This is a genomic window from Kitasatospora sp. NPDC048545, from assembly GCF_040651155.1.
Lineage (GTDB): Bacteria > Actinomycetota > Actinomycetes > Streptomycetales > Streptomycetaceae > Kitasatospora.
Map to the genome: position 1 here is coordinate 71,871 of NZ_JBEZIQ010000017.1, position 16,373 is coordinate 88,243.

A 16,373-nucleotide genomic window follows, 5' to 3' on the forward strand; every position below is an offset into this window, starting at 1 on the left:
TCGCTCGCTGCGCTCGCTCATGGCTCCGCAGCGTACTCCGCCCGTCCCCGTCCCCTCCCCGGTCAGACCGGCTGCGGCTCCAGGTCGCGGTTGATCCGCTTCCAGCCCCGCGCCGACACCGTGTTGGGGTGTTCCTCACCGAACTGCCGGATCAGCTCGGCGATCGAGCGCGAGCGCAGCTCGGCGGCCTGGGTGTGCCGGCCGGCGCCGCGCAGGGTGACCGCCAGGTTGGCCTCGCAGGCCACCGCGTCCGGGTGCTGCGCCGAGTAGCGCTCGCACAGGCCCTGGTGGGCGGCCCGGCCGAGCTGTTCGGCGAGCGCCGGCTGCCCGTCGTCGCCGTAGGCGTTGGCCAGGTTGATCATCGCGTTGAGGGTGTACGGGTGCTCCGGTCCGACCGAGCGGGTGAGCCCCTCGACGGTCAGCCGGCCGCGTTCGATGGCGCCCTGGACATCGCCGCTGCCGCGCAGGTAGATGCCGAGGTTGTTGGCGCAGGCCAGGGTGAAGGGGTGTTCGTCGCCGAAGAGCCGGCGGTGGCCCTCGAAGACGGTGGAGCAGAGGTCGCGGGCGGCCTCCTTGTCGCCGGAGGCGCTGTGGTCGGCGGCGAGGTTGAGCGCGCAGGCGAGCGCGTCGGGGGCGTCGGCGCCGTACCGCTCCAGGTAGCGCTCGTAGGTCTCCTTGGTGATCCGGCGGGCCTCGGCGAGCTGGCCGGTCCGGCGCAGCGAGACGGCCAGTGACTTGGCGTTGCGCAGGTTCTCCGGCAGGTCCGGGTCGAGCACGTCGCCGAGGTCGGAGGTGACCTCCTGCAGCAGGTCCACCGAGCCGCGGTAGTCGCCGAGTTCGCGCAGGTCGCGGGCCAGGTTGGACTTGGTGGACAGGGTGTAGGGGTGCTTGGGGCCGAGGACGGCGGTCCGCCGGTCGAGGGTTTCCTGGTCGAGTTCGCGGGCGGCCTCGCTGTCGCCGACCAGCCGGTAGTCGATCGCCAGGTTGTTGGCCATGGAGAGGGTGCGCGGGTTGTCGTCGCCGAACAGCTCGCGGAACTGGTCGAGGATCTCGCGGTCGAGGTCGAGCGCGGCCTGGAAGCGGCCGAGCGCCCGGCGGTCGGCGCCGAGCGAGCCGGCCGTCATCAGGGTGTACGGGTGGTGCTCGCCGAGCAGGGCCCGCTGGCGTTCCAGGGTGGACTCGTCGAGGGCCAGGGCCTCGGCGTAGTTGCCCTGGGAGCGCAGGACGTTGGCGAGCTGGAAGCGCAGCAGCAGGGTCTGCCGGTCGTCCTCGCCGAGCTTGCTGGTCCACTCCGCGTCGAGGGCGTGGCCGAGGTCGCGGGCGCGGTCGAGTTCGCCGCGCTTCCACAGGTAGCGGACCCGGTCGATGAGCAGCTGTCGGGTGTCGGCCTCGTCGCAGTTGTGCGCCTTGGACGGCGACAGGTGCGGCCAGATCTCGTCGAACGCGGGCCAGTTGGCCGGGTCGTCGGTGTCGCCGAGGACGGGCCGGGCGCCGGTGAGGATGCGGTGCACCTCATGGACGGCGATCTCCTGCTCGTCGGCGGTCATCTCGGCCCGGATCACCGCCTGGACCAGTCGGTGCACCTGGAAGCTGTTGCTGCCGGCGTCGACCTTGGCCAGCGCGTACCGGCCGATCGCCTGGATGACCTTGCCCAGCATGAACTTGTCGCTGAGGTCGGCGTCGTACCTCACCAGCGCCCGGATCATCTGGTCGCTGTAGAAGAGGTTCATCGAGATCGGCTCGGGTGCGAAGAACGCGCACAGCTGCAGCAGCCGTACCGCCGCCGGGGACTGCTGGCGCAGCCGGCCGATGGAGACGTTCCAGGTCGCGGCGACCGGGGTCGGGTAGTCGGCGGGGCGGCCGACGGCCAGGGCGCGGGCGGCCTCGGCGTGCAGCTGGGTGACGTAGGTTTCGACCGGGGTGCCGGTGGTGTCCAGCCAGGCGGCGGCGACCTCGACGGCCAGCGGCAGGTCGCCGACGGCTTCGGCGACCCGGTCGGCGTCGGGCCGGGAGAGGCTGCGGGCGCGCCGGCACAGGTGCTCGACGCTCTCGCCGCGGGTGAAGACGTCGACCTCCAGCGCCTCGGCGTGCCCGGTCCAGGCCTGGTTGCGGGAGGTGACCAGGATGTGGCCGGAGCCGCCGGGGAAGAAGCGGCGGATCTCGGCGGGCTCGTCGGCGTTGTCGAAGATCAGCAGCCAGCGCGAGGTGGGCACGCCGCGGCGCAGCGCCTCCCGGGCGGCCTCGGCGGCCTCGGTCACCGAGTCTCCGACCCGCAGGCCCAGCCGGCGGGCGAGTTCGGCGAGCGCCGGGGCGACCAGCTCGGTCTGTTCGGCGTCGATCCACCAGACCAGGTCGTAGTCGGACATGAAGCGGTGGGCGTACTCCAGCGCGACCTGGGTCTTGCCGACGCCGCCGAGCCCGTACAGGGTCTGCGGGGTGGGCAGCACGGCCGCCATGCCGCCGCGCAGCTGGTTGCGCAGCTGCTCCAGGACGGCGGAGCGGCCGGTGAAGGACGGGTTGCGCGGCGGGACGTCCCAGACCGACGGCTTGCTGCCGGGGAAGCGCGGCCCGCCGTTGGGCGCGTCGTCGAGCGGCACGTCGCCGCGGCCGAGCGCGCGCAGCAGGCTCAGGACCGACTGGGTCTCGTCGCGGCCGACCAGGTCGACCGGGTTGCGGTTGCTGAACGGCGCGGTGAGCCGGACGTCGCCGACCCGGACGGGCAGCAGCTGGCGGCGGGTGCCGGAGGGGTCGGAGCTGACCACCGACTCCCACAGCGCCCGGGCCTGCGGGGAGCGCTGGTAGGCGGGCGAGAGCACGGCGACCGTCCGGAACGCGGAGTCGATGCCTCGCTCGGTCTCCTCGCGCGGGTCGGTGCCGGCACTGAGGTCGCGGGGCAGCACCCGGAAGCCGGCCCGGGTGAGGACGGACTCGATCCAGTCCGCCCACATCCGGTCCTCGGGGACGTAGGAGAGGTAGAGGTCGGCGGGCACGGACGGGCGGCGGCGGGTGAACGCGTCCACGTAGCGCAGCCGGACCGTCTCGTCCATCGGTGGCAGCCCGGGGGCCCGGCCGTCGGTGAGCATGGAGGTCAGCCGTTCGCAGGCGGCCAGCATCGAGGTGGGGGTGCCGGTCTGGTCGCCGAAGGTCGCGAGGATCTCCTCGTAGGCGTAGAACGGCCGGTACGGGATCTCCACCGAACCCCAGTACTGGGCGAGTTCCTCGCCGTTGAGGCCGGCGGGCAGGCCGTCGAAGCGGACCCGGGCGAGGGCGCGGCCGGCGTCGGCCTTCTCCTTCTCGCCCTCGTCGATGCGCATCGGGACGGGCAGGATGCGGATGCCGCGCTCGCGGTAGCGGTCGTGGATGTGCTGGGCGATCCGGGAGGCGCCGTCGATGGACTGGTCGCTCAGGGTGAAGCAGACCACCAGGTCGTCGGGCATCTGGACGGTGCAGATCTCGGCGATGTCGGACAGGCCGGTGCGGGAGTCGATCAGCACGTAGTCGTAGCGCTTGGCCATGTCGGCCTTGAGGGCGTCGAAGAACTGCCCGCCGTCGAAGCGGTCGTAGAAGATGTCCCAGTCGAGGTGGGTGACGGCCTCGGAGTAGTCCCGGTTGAACTGGCCCGCGGAGAGGAAGTCCAGGCTGCCGGTGGACGGGAAGTGCGGCCAGGACAGCGACAGCGCGTGCGGGTGCACCCGGGCGAAGTCCAGGTGCCAGCCCTCGGCGTGCTCGACCGGGCGCAGCGCCTCCTCGCGGTACTCGGCGATCAGGTCCATCATCCCGGTGGTTCCGGCGAGGGAGGCCGGATCGAGGAAGGGGTGGAAGAACTTGGCCAGGCCCGGTGCCTCCAGGTCCCAGTCCACGGTGAGCACCCGGAAGCCGTTGGCCGCGAGGATCCAGGCGGTGTTGGCGAGGGCCATGGTGCGGCCGGTGCCGCCCTTGTACGAGTAGAAGGTGATGATCCGGCCGTTGCGGTCCTGTTCCGCGGCCTGCCGCTCGGCCTCGCGCTGGGCGGTCAGGTCGGCGGCGGTGAGGCCGCCGAGGCGGAGGTTCCTGGTGCGGTTCTCGGTCATCGGTTTCCTCGTCCTCCCAGGGGCGCCATCCCGTCATCGGGGTCATCGCCGTCGTCGCGGTACGGGTCGTGCTCGCGGTACGGGTCGTTGCGGTTGCCGGTGCGGTCGCCGTGGGGGCCCCGGCCGTCGCCGGTGCCCCGGGTGCCGGGGTCGGCGCCCCGGGCGGTGGCGCCGTTGCCGTGGGCGCCGTTGCCCTGGTCCTGGTCGTCCTCGAACTCGAAGGGGTCCGGCCCGGATCCGTCCGGGCCCGGTCCGCCTCCGCCGCGCCGGAACGCCTCCCGCAGGCTGGGCCGGGGCGGCGGCGGTTCCTCCGGCTCGGCCCGGGTGCGGCCCTCGAAGGCGTACTTGGCCTTCATCGCGGCCCGGGGCAGTGCGTCGTCGAAGTCCTCCAGGGTGTGCAGCCCGGTCGGGCCGGTCGCGCCGAGGAAGCTCGGGCGGCCGGCGCGCCGGGTGATGCGCAGCGCGTCGTCGCTCAATTGGCCGAGCTCGCCCGCGCTTTCCTCGCACTCCGGGTCGTCGGCGTTCCACGGCTCCAGGACGCTCACCCAGGTGGAGTCCGACCGGTCGAAGCGCCGCACCAGTTCGCGCCGGCGCGGGTCGCGCAGCGCCCACCGGTCGAGCAGCAGCAGGCCGGGGGCCTCCGCGTGACCCTCGATGATCGACTCGGCCTCCTCGTCGAACTCGTGCACGGTCGGCTGGAACCCCAGCTGCCGGGCCAGCCGGACCGCGTGCTGCGCGATCGGCGAACCGACAGGCCGGTACGGGTGCCAGTCGGTGCGCCGCTCGCCGTAGTAGTCCGGGCTGCGGTCCTCGGGCAGCTCGCCCTGGTGGTAGGCGAGCACGGAGATCCGCAGCTGCTTGGTCGGCGCGGTGACGTTGAACGCGCTCGGGAGGCCGTTGAATTCGAGCCGGCGCCCGATGGGGATCACGGTCTCCTCCGCGACCTGCACGATCCGGGCCGCCAGGCGGTGCACGGCCAGCTCGTACGCGGAGCGGAAGTAGGTGAGCTTCATCAGCGCGTACAGGCCCTCGGTGGCGTAGTCGGGCCCGAAACTCGCGTGGTTGAACTGGAGTTCGCCGGCCACTTTGGGCAGCCGGTAGCGGCTCATCGGCGCCCACAGGACGGGGACGATGCCGCTGGTGCGCTCGGAGTCGAGGTTCGCCGGGTAGACCGGGCGCCGGGTGAAGGCGTGCCATTCCTGCCCGCACGGCACGCTGTTGAAGTACCGGGGCGAGTAGAGCGGGACGAAGACGCGGCAGGACGCCAGTTCGTCGGACAGCCGGTCGGCCCACAACTCGCCCTGGTGCATGGACTCGTCCATGAAGCCCACGGGCACCCCGTCCGGGACGGTGGTGAGTTGCAGCACCGCCTCGCACAGGTCCCGGTACAGCTGGCGGACCCAGTGGTTCGGGTCGCCGGCGCCACGCGCACCGGCTTTCGGGGTGTGCGCGTAGGACAGGAAGAAGTACGGCCGGGTGTCGTCGTCTTCCCAGCCCCGGTCAGTCACACGCGCCTCCCCCGGGCCCGTCGGCAACCTGCCTCCCGCAGCCCCCGTGCGGCGGGGCTTCAGTGTAGGAACGACTGACACCCCAATGGAATAGCACAACGACTCGCACGAATTGACATGACCGAAACGATGCCGCCGTCGGTGCTCTCGGGGCAGTACCCTCGTCCCGGCCGCCGCGAACCACCGGAAGGGGCACCCGTGGAACACCTCGACTGGCAGAGGTCCAGCCTCAGCGACGACGGGGCCGACTTCATCGAGATCGCGTCCGACGGCGAGCTCGTCCACATCCGCGAGTCGAACGACCCGGACCGCGTCGTCACCACCACCCGCGCCAAGTTCCTCGCCTGGGTCCGCGGGGCCAAGGCCGGCGAGTTCGACCACTTCGTCGCCTGACGACGCCTCCACCGGTCCGGCAATTGCGTTCGCCGTTGAGCCATTGCAACGATCAATCCTCACCTGCGGTGATGCAGTTTTTGCACAACAGGAGCGTTGTCGCATCCTCGAACGCAACGTAGCTTTTCCATCGCCAGAAAGCAGCGGGCCAACGGAGCGCCCGCCGCGGAACGAAGGAGAGCACGATGCAGAAGTTCGCCACCCCCGCCGCGATCACCGCCGTCCTCGACATCCGCGCCACCACCTCCCACGGCGACATCACCGCCCGCAGCCTCTGACCGACGGACCCGGACACCCGGGAGGACACCGCACGGGACGCGGCCGCACCGGACGATCCACGGCCCGAATATCCGGTGGCACGGCCCGGTGGCGGAGGAAGAGGATCACGGCATGCGTGTCTTCCTTGAGACCGAACGGCTCGTGCTGCGCCCGTTCACCGCAGCCGACACCGACCGCCTCTTCGCCCTGGACGACGACCCCGAGGTCATGCGCTTCATCAACGGCGGTGCGCCGGCCGGCCTGGAGGCGGTCCGGACGAGGGTCCTGCCACGCCTCCTCCACGACCACCCGTGCTTCGGCACCCGCGGCTACTGGGCCGCCGAGGAGAAGGCCACCGGGGCCTTCCTCGGCTGGTTCGAGTTCCGTCCCCTCGACGAGCACGGCCCCGCCGTCGTGGAGCTCGGGTACCGGCTGAATCAGGCCGCCTGGGGCAGGGGCTACGCCACCGAAGGATCACTGGCCCTGATCGACAAGGGCTTCACCGACCTCGGAGTGGACCGGGTCACCGCGAACACCATGACCGTGAACGCCCGTTCCCGGCGCGTGATGGAGAAGTCCGGCCTGTCGTTCCTGCGGAACTTCACCGGGAACTGGCCGGACGCGATCCCCGGTTCCGAGCACGGCGAGGTCGAGTACGAACTCACCCGGGCCGTGTGGGAGCAGCGCCGGTAGGCACCGGCGAACGGCCGCGTGCGGCCGGCGTGCCGGTTCCGGCCGTTCGGTCAGCACCGCTGCAGCAGACCCGGGCCCGCACCGCGGACCGGCCCGGGACGGCCCGCTCCCGAAGCGACGACCGAGGACCCGGCGGGGCAGGTGAGCAGCGGGTCAGGCTCGGGCGCGGCGGAGGAAGCGGTCGGCGAGGTCGACGGCCTCCCGGACCGGGACCAGGAGGCAGTCGGCGGTGCCGATGCGGGCGGCGGTGACGCCGGTGGCGGCGGCGAGGACCTGCGCGCCCAGGTCGGCGAAGTGGAGGTCGTCGAGAAAGGGCGCCTTGAAGGTGAGCGAGCCCTCCGGGCCCCGGCACCAGAACTCCTGCATGGGGACGTCGGGCATCCGCAGGTCGGCGAGGTGGAAGGCGGTGAACTTCGCCATCGGGGCGCCGAGCATCAGGACCTTCGCATCGAGGTCGTACAGGCGGCCGAGAGGGGTCTCCGGGCCGAGGTGGGAACTGAGGGGGTGGTGGGCGGTGATCTCGCGCGCCAGACGGCCGAGGGCGGCCCAGGAGGTCTGCGGGTGGCTGCTGCGCAGGGCTCCGGGGCGGGTGCGGATCGCCTCGGAGAGGGCCCCCATCGTCGGGGAACAGGGCGTGGTGGCCGGGTCGTAGGGCGGGATCCCGTCGAGGTAGACGGCGACCTCCGCCGGGGACAGTCCTGCGGTGGCGGTCCGGTGGAGTCGCGAGGTGGCCGAGTTCTCGGGGTTCGCGGTGTAGGCGACCAGTGTCCCGGCACTGCCCAGGGTGTCGAGCAGGGCGTCGACCACCCCGGTGGCTCCGCCCACCACCGGCCCCAGGGAACGCAGGGACGCCTGCACCTGGAGCACCGCGCCCGGGCGGACGCCGAGTTCGACGAATCCCTCGGCCAGCTGCCCTGCGGTGAGGGCGGTCTCGGTGAGCATGACTGTGTTCTACCAGGCTCAGGCTTCGACGGGACGGGCGTGGCCGCGCCCCTCCCGGATCCGGTCGGCGGACTGCTCGGCGGCCGCCGGCAGCGGCACCGCGAGCCAGGGGGCGACGCTCTCGCCCATCCCCTCGGCGAACCGGACTCCGAGCCCCGTCAGCGCCCCCGACTCGACCAGCCGTTCCACCGCCTCTGCCGTGTACCGCCGCCAGAGCGCGAACTGTGCCCGCGCCCGGTCCGCGGCCTCGCCCGGAAGCCCGCCGTACGCGACCGTGCGCGTGCCCCAGTACTCCGTGACCGCCAGGTGCGCGTAGGTGCCCTGGAGCAGCCCCTCCAGGGGCCGCGGGTCCGGCCGCCAGGGTGCGAGGTACAGCCGGTCGTCGGCCCGGTCGTGGAGGTCGAACAGGTCCAGCACCGCCCCCAGCTTCACGTGCTGGAACTCGTGCGCCAGCAGCAGCGCCAGCGTCGGCGCGGTCGCCGGCCGGGCGATGCCGACGGCGCCGAAGGCCTGCCGGGCCGCCGAGCTGACGTCCCGGCCCGTCGGCCCCGGCCGCAGCGGGGTCACCGTCGTCAGCCCGGCCAGGATGCCCTCCGCGTACCGGGGCAGGTCGCGCCCGAGCAGTTCCCAGGCCTCGCGCAACGCACCTGTCCACGCGAGGAGTTCGCCGTCCGGAAGTCGCTCGGCCACCGGGTGGTCGTGGCTGTCCCGCAGCGGGTCGAGGTCCTCCAGCGCGACCGTCCAGCCACCGACCAGCCGGACCCGCCGCAGCGGCTGGTCCAGGGCCGTGAACACCGACCCGTCCGCCGCCCGCACCGAGATGCCCTCGGGTGACCCCGTGACCACCGCTTCCCCGTCCGGCACCGCGAGGCGCCCCAGCGTCGGAAGGTGCAGCCACCCGCCCCGCACCGGCACCGCGACCGTGTCCCCGCGCCCGGCCCGCACCGCCGCTGCGGCCGCCAGCGCGGCGAGCTCCCCGAGCCCCACCGAGAGGTCTCCCGCGAGTCGCCGCGCGGCCCAGGCCCTGGCGTACGGATGGGCCAGGACGGCGTCCACCGCTGCGGGAGCCGAGGCGTCGAGCGCCGACAGCAGCTCCCACGCCTCGGCCCGCCCCTGCCCGGAGGCGTCCCAGGCGGCGGCCAACATGGCTCGGGTGATGGAGAGTTGTGCATGGGCGAGGGCGGCCACCGTGGCGGAGCTCCCGTACCCCCGGGCCAGTTCGTCCAGTTGCGCAGCGGTGAGCGCGGTCGGCAGCAGCGACTCACCGCCCTGAGCCGGAACGGCCGGAACGGCCCGGTCGGCCTGATCGGCCTGATCGGCCGACATCGTCGGGGCGGCGGGCACGGCAGCCGAACCGCGCTCGCCCGCAATGCCGTTGATGAGTGTCATGAGGTCACCGCAGTAGACGGAGGGATTGTCGAAGCCAGTGTCCGCCCGGTAGCGGTGCGCGTACAGCCCGCCACCGCAGGAGCGCACCACGGGGCAGGCCCGGCAGGTCCCGCTCAGCCCGGCCAGCCCGGACTGGCGGGCGGCGATGCCGGGGTGGCGGGCGAGGTCGTCGAGGCTGTGCGCGAAGACGTTCATCCCGGTGGCGGGCGCCCCGTCGTACGCGGTCTTCAGACTGTCGGCCTGCTCGAAGGTCCCGTCCGTCTCCAGGACCGCCAGGTCCGAGGGTTCCAGCCCGAGCGATTCGGTGAGGCTGGAGAACCCGCGCACGGTGCGGTGGACGGATTCGAAGGTGCGGACGGCGAACGGCCGCCCGTCCGCTTCCCACAGCCTGTGGACGGTGAGCAGCCAGTCGGCGTAGGGAGTCCGGCCGCCGCCCGGGAGCCGTTTCGGCGGCTCGTCCCAGGTGGCGTGCGGAAGGAGGAAGTCCACTGCCGGGGGGCGGAGTTCGGCCAGGGCCCGGTACACGGCCACCGGGTCGTTCTCGACGTCGATGGTGCACAGCAGCCCGGCGAACAGGTGGCGGTACTCGGGCTCGTTCAGCAGTGCGACCGCCCGCAGCACCTGGGGGTGGCTGCTGCGTCCGTCGGCGAAGCGCCGGTGGCGGTCGTTGGACACGCGGTCGCCGTCCAGCGAGATGCCGACCTTGACGTCCAGCTCCGCGAACAGCGTGAGGAAGGTGCGGCTCAGCAGCACGCCGTTGGTGTGGATGCGCAGGTCGAGGCCGCAGCCCGGTGGGAGGGCCGCTCGGAGTGCTTCGGCGGCGCGGCGCAACCGGTCCGGGCCGGCGAGCAGGGGTTCTCCCCCGTGCAGGACGACCCGGACGGCGGACAGCCGGTGGGCGGCCGCGTGCTCGCCGATCCGCTCGGCGGCTCTGGTCAGGATCTCGTCCCCGATGACCTTGGGGCGGGTGCGCCAGCTGCTGTCCGCGTGTTCGTAGACGTAGCAGTGGTCGCAGGCGAGATCGCACCGGCTGTGCATCTTGACCACGAATTGCGTCAGTGGCACCGGAATTCGCGTCATCATGGGTGTGGCGGGTTCGACTGGGCCTGGGATCCGTTCGGTGTTCGGGGCCGGGTCAGATCGACGAGTTGAAGGCCGCGACCGGCACGACGCCGGATCCCGTGCCTGGGAGGGCTCGCCGCAGCCGGGAGGCGAGTTCTTCCGCGCCCAGGGCGGCGAGCTCGGCGAGGTACGGGCGTTCCGGCGTCTCCTGAGTGTCAGTGAGGTTGCCGGCGGGCCTGGTGCTGGTTACCGGAGTCATATTCGTTTCCTTAGACGCGGTTAGGACCTGCCGAGTGCGGGTAGGCCACCCGGTTGCGACCAATGTAGTGCCAGCGCGGTCTCCGCGCGGCACCTTGCCTCCTCAAGTTGGGCTGCCCACCCGGTCGACGCCGTACCACGGCGCGCAGAGCCCCAATAATTCACCCGTTCAGCGGTCGCGCACTTCGCCATGGCGCACGCCGAAGCGCGTTGGCAGGGGCAGGTGTTCGAGCCTTTTCGAGCCCACTCCCGAACGCAGGCGCGGCGGTGCGGTACCCGGCGACTCCGAACGGCCCAATGCGCTCAGCCGCGCCGCCTGACTCGCCCGGTTCCACGGACGGGACGAGTCGACTCCTCGGCGAAGGACGGTACGGGAACCCCAACGCCGTCCATCGGGCGGTCGACCGCCTCGGACACACCGGGCCGTGGCCATCCGGCACGACGGACGAACTCCGACCGGCGCACGGGCCGTTCGCGGATCAGTGATCACACCGGCGGCGCCTCCACGAAGATGTCCACCCGCCCGGCAGCGCCGGACACACCGGCTTCACGGCCGGCCCGGCTCAGCGCCAGATTGCCGAACGCCCCCCGGGTGTCCGGGTGGTCCGGCCCCAGCGTCCGTGCCAGCACCGCCGCCGCCTGCTCGTCGAGCTCCAGGGTGCCGTCCGGATCACCCACCGCCATCAGCGAGTTGGCGTGGTTCAGCAGTGCCGCCCCGACATACCGGTGCTGCTCTCCCAGGTGCGCCCGCAGCCCCTCCAGCACCCGCCCGGACAGTTCCACGGCCTCCTCCGTACGGCCGTCCCGCCGCAGCAGCACCGCGAGGTTCCCGGCGGCGAGCAGGGTGGTCGGGTACTCCTCGCCGAGGTGGCTGCGGTGGTACTCGACCACCGCCCGGGCCAGCTCGACCGCCGGCCCGGTCCGGCCCAGCGCCGCGAGGTCGGCGGCGAGGTTCCCGGCGGCGGCCGCGGTCTCCGGGTGGTCGGCCCCGTGCCGGGCCAGCAGCCTGCGGTACGCCTCCTCGTCGGCCGCCCGTGCCTCCTCGTACCGGCCGAGCCGCAGCAGGACGCCGCCGAGGTGGCGAAGGCCCCGGCAGGTGCTGTCGTGGTCCTCGCCGAGGCTCGCGCGGGAGCGCTCGACGACGTCCGCGAACACCGCCCGGGACTCCTCGTACCGGCCGGCCTCCCGCAGGGCGCGGGCCCGGTTGAGTTCGGAGCCGAGGGTGTTCAGGGCGTCCGCACCGAGCTCCGCCCGCTGGCGGGCCAGGGCGGTCGAGTGCCGTTCGACGGCGCTGCCGAGGTCGCCGGCCAGGAAGTCGGAGAGGGCCAGGTTGTTGAGGATCATCATGGTGCGGAGGTGGTTCGGTCCGAGGACGCGCTCGGCGGCTTCCAGCGTCTGCCGATCGAGCGCCTGCGCCTCGGTGTAGCGGCCGAGTTGGCGCAGGTCGCCACCGAGTCCGCCGGCTGCGGCGATGGTGTTCTCGTGGTCGGGGCCGAGCAGTTCGGTCAGTCGTTCCCACGCCTCCCGGTCGATCCGGTGCGCCTCCTGCGCGGCGCCCTGCAGCCGCAGCACGTTGCCGAGCTCGACCCGCATCAGCAGCGCCGCCGTTTCCTCGTCGGGCCAGTGCGCGAGCGCCTGCTCGGCCAGCTCACGCGCGGCGTCCAACAGCCCGCGGTGGCGCTGGTAGCGGACCGTGTCGGTGATCCAGCGCCGTACCTGCGGATCGGTGCTCTCCACCGCCCCGGACGGCTCCAGGTGCGGCAGCAAGGCCGCGAACCCGGGCCAGTCCGCCGGATTCTCCGGGACTCCGGTGCCGACCGCCGCCAACGCCCCGTGCACGGCGGCCCGGACGGCCGGCCGGTCGGCCTCGGCCACCTGGTCGCGCAGCAGCGCCTGGACGATCCGGTGCACCCCGAGCGTCCCACCTCCCTCGGCGTCGTAGCGGACCAGGCCGTACTGGTTGACGGTGCGCAGGATCTCCCCGATCGCCATGCGCTCGTCCTCGCCCTGTGGCGGCCTGATCGCCCGAACGGCCGGTTCGCAGTAGAACAGGTCGACGGGGATGGCGTCCGGCCCCAGGAAGCCGCACAGTTCCAGCAGTCGCATCGCCGGGGCGTTGATCCGGCGCAGGTCGGCACCGGCGATCCGGGCCGTGGCGGCAGTGGCGGTGGAGAACTCGCCGGGAACCGGTCGGTCCAGCACCTCGGTGAGGGCCTCGCCCAGCATGCGCAGGTACGTGGCGGGCGGCATCGGTGTCTCCTGCAGCCACCGCGCGGCCTGGCCGACGGCGAGCGGGAGGTCGCCGAGCAGTTCGGCGATGCGGTCGGCGTCGGCCGGCCGCATCGCCGGGTTGAACTGCCGCATCAGCTGCACGCTCTCGGCCCGGTCGAACACCGCGACCTCCGCGCGGCCGGGGTGCCGTGCCCAGCGCCGGTTGCGCGAGGTCACCAGCACGTGCCCGTCGGCCGTTCCCCCGGGCAGCCAGCGGGCCAGCCGGTCCGGGTCTTCGGCGTTGTCGTAGACCAGGAGCCAGGGCCGGCGCGGTTGGGCCCGGTCGAGGTGGCGCAGCAGATCGGCGGCGGCCCGCTGGACGTCGTTGTCGACGGGCAGCCCGAGCCTGGTGGCGAGGTCGGCGAGCTGCTGCGGGACGCCGGCCGGTTCCTCGGCCCGGATCCAGCACACGACGTCGTACGCGGCCGCGAAGCGGTGGGCGTACTCGGCGGCGGTCTGCGACTTGCCCACTCCGCCCATGCCGTACAGCACCTGGACGGAGCGGGCCTGACCGGGAGCCGTGAAGCCGTCCCGTAGGCGATCGAGCAGTCGGCCGCGGCCGGTGAAGGCCGGGTCGCGCGGTGGCAGCGTGTGCACCGGCGGGCGGCCGTCGGGGTAGCGGGCGGGCGGCGGCGCGGGCTCCTCCTCCGCCCCGACCCAGCGTCCGGCACCGGGTGGCGGACCGATCAGCTCGAACAGTCGGGACTCCGCCTGCTCGGCGGGGCAGCCCGCGAGTCGGACCGCCGTCCCGACCGCGACCGGTCCGCTGTCGAACGGTTCCCCGTGGTCCCCGTCGAGCGGCTCCGCCGTCACCGACACCGCCAGCAGCGCGCCGTCCTCCCCCGCACGGAGCCGGCGCCACAACTCGCCCGCCCGGGGCAGCGCCAGGTACTCGGGCGACAGCAGTGCCAGCACCCGTCCGTCGCCCTCGGCCGGCCCGTCGGCCTCCGGGAGTGCGCCGGCGTCGTCCAGCGGCGTGTCCGCGCTGTGCAGGGAGGCCAGGTAGCCGAATCCGGCCATGGCGGCGGCTGCCCACTCCGCCCAGGGCCGGTCCCCGGGGGCGTAACTCACCTGCACCCGGCGGGACCTGGCCCGCCCGGGCCGCAGATAGGCGGCGTAGAGCCGACGGCGGACCCGGTCCGGGACGGGGGCGAGCTCCCGCACGCGCCCTTCGGTGAGCCAGTCCGCGAGCCGTTCGAAGGCGCCGAGCAGGCTGCGGTCCTGCCCGGGCCGGTCGACGACCGTCGCCGGCACCTCCTCGTAGGCGTAGAAGGGCTTGTAGGGCACCTCCACGTCCCGCCAGTACGCGTCCCGGCGTGCCGACCCGAGCCAGCGGTCCAGGTACGGCGCGAAGGCCTCGTGGGCGAGGTCGCGACCGGCGGCGAGCCCGGCTCGTTCCGTCTCCTCGACCCGCATCGGTACCGGGAGCACCCGGATCTCCCGGATGTCGGCCTCGGCGATGGCGCGGGCCGCGTCGACGCCGCCGCGGATGCTCTGGGCACCGAGGGTGAAGCAGTCGACGACGCTGTCGGGCATCAGTACGGTGCAGATGCCCGATGTGTCGCTCACCCCGGTTCGACTGTCGATCAGCACGTAGTCGTACGAGCCGATCCATTGTTCCCGCAGCGTCGTCAGGAACTCCGCTCCCCGGACGTCCGCCCGGGTGTAGAAGCTCCGCCAGTTGAAACTGGTGACGGCCGCCGAGTAGGCCCCGTTCTGCCGCCCCGCCGGCATCAGGTCGAGTCGGCCGTCGGACGGCAGGTCGAGGGCGAGGCCGCACAGGTAACCGTCGAGTCGGCCGGGCACGGTGAGCCACTCCCTCGGCCCGGCGGCGGGGGCGTCACCGGAGCGGGGCAGCGCCTGGTCGACGTAGGCGCGCAGCATGTCGATCAGGCCCGGGGTGTCCCGCAGTTCGGGGTCGATCAGCAGCGGGTGGTAGTACCGGTGCAGGCCCGGGGCTTCGAGGTCCCAGTCGACCACCAGGACGCGCAGTCCCTGGCTGGCCAGGATCCAGCCGAGGTTGGCCAGGGCCATGGTCCGGCCGGTGCCGCCCTTGAAGGAGTAGAACGTGACGACCGAGCCGGTCGCCGGCGGGGCGGCGGTTCCGGCGTCTGCCAGTACGGCCTGGTCGGCGGTCATCGCTGCGGGTCTCCTTCACGCGGGTGGTCGGAAGCGGTTCCGGGCGGTCGGCTCGGCCGGGGCGGCAGATCCTCCGCTTCCGATGGCGGCCAGGCCGGGATGGTCAGTCCAGGTATGCCCGCCGCCTCCGTACCGAGCCCGAACGACGCGCGGGCGGCAACCGGATCGGTGACGTCCTCCTCGTCCAACAGGCGGTTCTGCGCCACGGTCACGGCTCTGAGGAGTTCACTCTCGAAGCGTTCCCGGGTGACGTGCACCCGAAAGAGCGGCTCGGGTCCCGAACGGTGCAACCAGTTGCGCGGGAACACCGCGCGCACCCCGCCCCACAGGTGCGCGCGGGCCGGCCCCTCGGGCGGGTCGTCGGTGCCGGCAGGCACCAGCACTCCGGTGACCGGGTGGTTCTGGCCGTCGTACTCGCGCAGTGCCTGCCGGTACGGCTCCCGCCCCGCCGTCCACGGGTCCACCAGCAGCAGGCTGACCTGGTTGTTCTCCCGGGCCTGGTCCAGGTCGGCGACGAGGCCGGGCCCGACCTCGTCCAGGGTCGTGATGTGGCCGGCCCCGGTGATCACCTGCTGGGCGCGCGCGACCAGCGAGGGCATCCTCGGCGGGTGGTAGGGCGCCCAGTCCCAGGGCTGCGGGCCGTACCAGCCGCCGCGGTACGGCCCCTGCGGCGCGGGGGCACCCGGCCGTGCCCGGTCCGCCGCCACGAACAGCCGGACCAGGCCGGTCCGGGCCGGCGCCGGATCGGCGGCGGGCAGCGGGAAGCAGCCCTCCACCGCGCCGAGGTCCAGCGCTGTCAGCGCCGTGACCGGCCGCACCACGGCTTCGCGCACCCGCTCGGCGATGACCCGGACCACCCTCAGGTAGTCCGGCCCGTACGGCGCCGCGCGCAGCAGTGCGTGCAGCCCTCCGGCGGCGTAGTCCTCGCCCATGTCGTGCTGGACGTACTGGATCCGCCGCACTTCGGCGGGCAGCTCCTGCGACGGCGGCTCCCAGAGCACCGGGATCAGCGCCGGAACCACCTCCCCGGTCAACTCCCGGTGCCGACCGACCCGTTCGTGGAAGGCCGTCCACTCCTTGCCGCAGTACGGGCTCTCGAAGTAGGCCGGGGAGTACAGCGCCACCATGCTGCGGCAGGAGGCGAGCATTCCGGAGAGCTGTCGCTCCCAGTCGTCGCCGACGCGCAGCCATTCGGTGTCGCGGTAGCCGAGTTCGGCGGCGCCGGCCGTGGGCTCGATCCGGGCGAGTTCGTCCTTGAGGTCGTGGAAGAACTGATCGACGAAGGCACCGCCGGCGAGGTGGTCCCGCCGCGCGTAGCTGAAGAAGAACAAGGGCTCCACGGCACCCCCCGGTCGGCCGACGTGGCTACCGTACCGGGGGTTGGGGAAAG

At 73.0% G+C, this 16,373-nt stretch carries 9 protein-coding genes; 2 read left to right on the top strand and 7 right to left on the bottom strand.

Going from position 1 to position 16,373, the window contains the following annotated elements; translation table 11 throughout:
- Positions 1 to 62: 62 nt before the first annotated feature.
- Together fxsT (AB0D10_RS18105) and AB0D10_RS18110 are read right to left on the bottom strand one after the other, a co-directional pair.
- Positions 63 to 3,917, bottom strand: a complete 3,855-nt coding sequence (gene fxsT, locus AB0D10_RS18105; RefSeq protein ID WP_360257296.1) for an FxSxx-COOH system tetratricopeptide repeat protein — start codon at positions 3,915 to 3,917, stop codon at positions 63 to 65.
- A 149-nt stretch (positions 3,918 to 4,066) separates the two neighbouring features.
- The gene (locus AB0D10_RS18110) at positions 4,067 to 5,578 is read right to left on the bottom strand and encodes a TIR-like protein FxsC (protein WP_360257120.1); all 1,512 of its coding nucleotides are present in this window, start codon (positions 5,576 to 5,578) and stop codon (positions 4,067 to 4,069) included.
- Between the two features lie 198 nt (positions 5,579 to 5,776).
- On the opposite strand from AB0D10_RS18110, the gene AB0D10_RS18115 reads away from it, so the two are divergent.
- Together AB0D10_RS18115 and AB0D10_RS18120 are read left to right on the top strand one after the other, a co-directional pair.
- The gene (locus AB0D10_RS18115; protein ID WP_360257122.1) at positions 5,777 to 5,971 is read left to right on the top strand and encodes a DUF397 domain-containing protein; all 195 of its coding nucleotides are present in this window, start codon (positions 5,777 to 5,779) and stop codon (positions 5,969 to 5,971) included.
- Positions 5,972 to 6,361: 390 nt separating this feature from the next.
- Positions 6,362 to 6,922 carry a GNAT family N-acetyltransferase gene (locus AB0D10_RS18120; protein WP_360257124.1) on the top strand — a complete coding sequence of 187 codons (561 nt, stop codon included), beginning with the start codon at positions 6,362 to 6,364 and terminating at the stop codon, positions 6,920 to 6,922.
- 153 nt (positions 6,923 to 7,075) lie between these two features.
- On the opposite strand, the gene AB0D10_RS18125 is transcribed toward AB0D10_RS18120, so the two are convergent.
- The 5 genes from AB0D10_RS18125 to AB0D10_RS18145 form a co-directional block, all read right to left on the bottom strand.
- Positions 7,076 to 7,864: an AAC(3) family N-acetyltransferase gene (locus AB0D10_RS18125; RefSeq protein WP_360257126.1), complete on the bottom strand. Its 789-nt coding sequence runs from the start codon at positions 7,862 to 7,864 to the stop codon at positions 7,076 to 7,078.
- Between the two features lie 18 nt (positions 7,865 to 7,882).
- Positions 7,883 to 10,333, bottom strand: coding sequence for an FxsB family cyclophane-forming radical SAM/SPASM peptide maturase (locus tag AB0D10_RS18130; protein ID WP_360257298.1), 2,451 nt, complete (start codon positions 10,331 to 10,333; stop codon positions 7,883 to 7,885).
- A gap of 55 nt (positions 10,334 to 10,388) precedes the next feature.
- Positions 10,389 to 10,574 (bottom strand): FxSxx-COOH cyclophane-containing RiPP peptide, encoded by a 186-nt coding sequence (gene fxsA / locus AB0D10_RS18135; RefSeq protein ID WP_360257128.1) that lies wholly within the window; start codon positions 10,572 to 10,574, stop codon positions 10,389 to 10,391.
- Between the two features lie 485 nt (positions 10,575 to 11,059).
- Positions 11,060 to 14,983, bottom strand: coding sequence for an FxSxx-COOH system tetratricopeptide repeat protein (fxsT, locus tag AB0D10_RS18140; RefSeq protein WP_360257130.1), 3,924 nt, complete (start codon positions 14,981 to 14,983; stop codon positions 11,060 to 11,062).
- Positions 14,980 to 16,323 (bottom strand): TIR-like protein FxsC, encoded by a 1,344-nt coding sequence (locus AB0D10_RS18145; RefSeq protein ID WP_360257132.1) that lies wholly within the window; start codon positions 16,321 to 16,323, stop codon positions 14,980 to 14,982. Before AB0D10_RS18145 ends, fxsT (AB0D10_RS18140) begins: the two co-directional genes overlap by 4 nt.
- Between the last annotated feature and the right edge of the window lie 50 nt (positions 16,324 to 16,373).

Coding starts and splice junctions, on each gene's coding strand:
- AB0D10_RS18130 (WP_360257298.1), bottom strand. CDS start 10,333: ATGACGCGAATTCCGGTGCCACTGACGCAATTCGTGGTCAAGATGCAC.
- fxsA (WP_360257128.1), bottom strand. CDS start 10,574: ATGACTCCGGTAACCAGCACCAGGCCCGCCGGCAACCTCACTGACACT.
- fxsT (WP_360257130.1), bottom strand. CDS start 14,983: ATGACCGCCGACCAGGCCGTACTGGCAGACGCCGGAACCGCCGCCCCG.
- fxsT (WP_360257296.1), bottom strand. CDS start 3,917: ATGGCCCTCGCCAACACCGCCTGGATCCTCGCGGCCAACGGCTTCCGG.
- AB0D10_RS18125 (WP_360257126.1), bottom strand. CDS start 7,864: ATGCTCACCGAGACCGCCCTCACCGCAGGGCAGCTGGCCGAGGGATTC.
- AB0D10_RS18120 (WP_360257124.1), top strand. CDS start 6,362: ATGCGTGTCTTCCTTGAGACCGAACGGCTCGTGCTGCGCCCGTTCACC.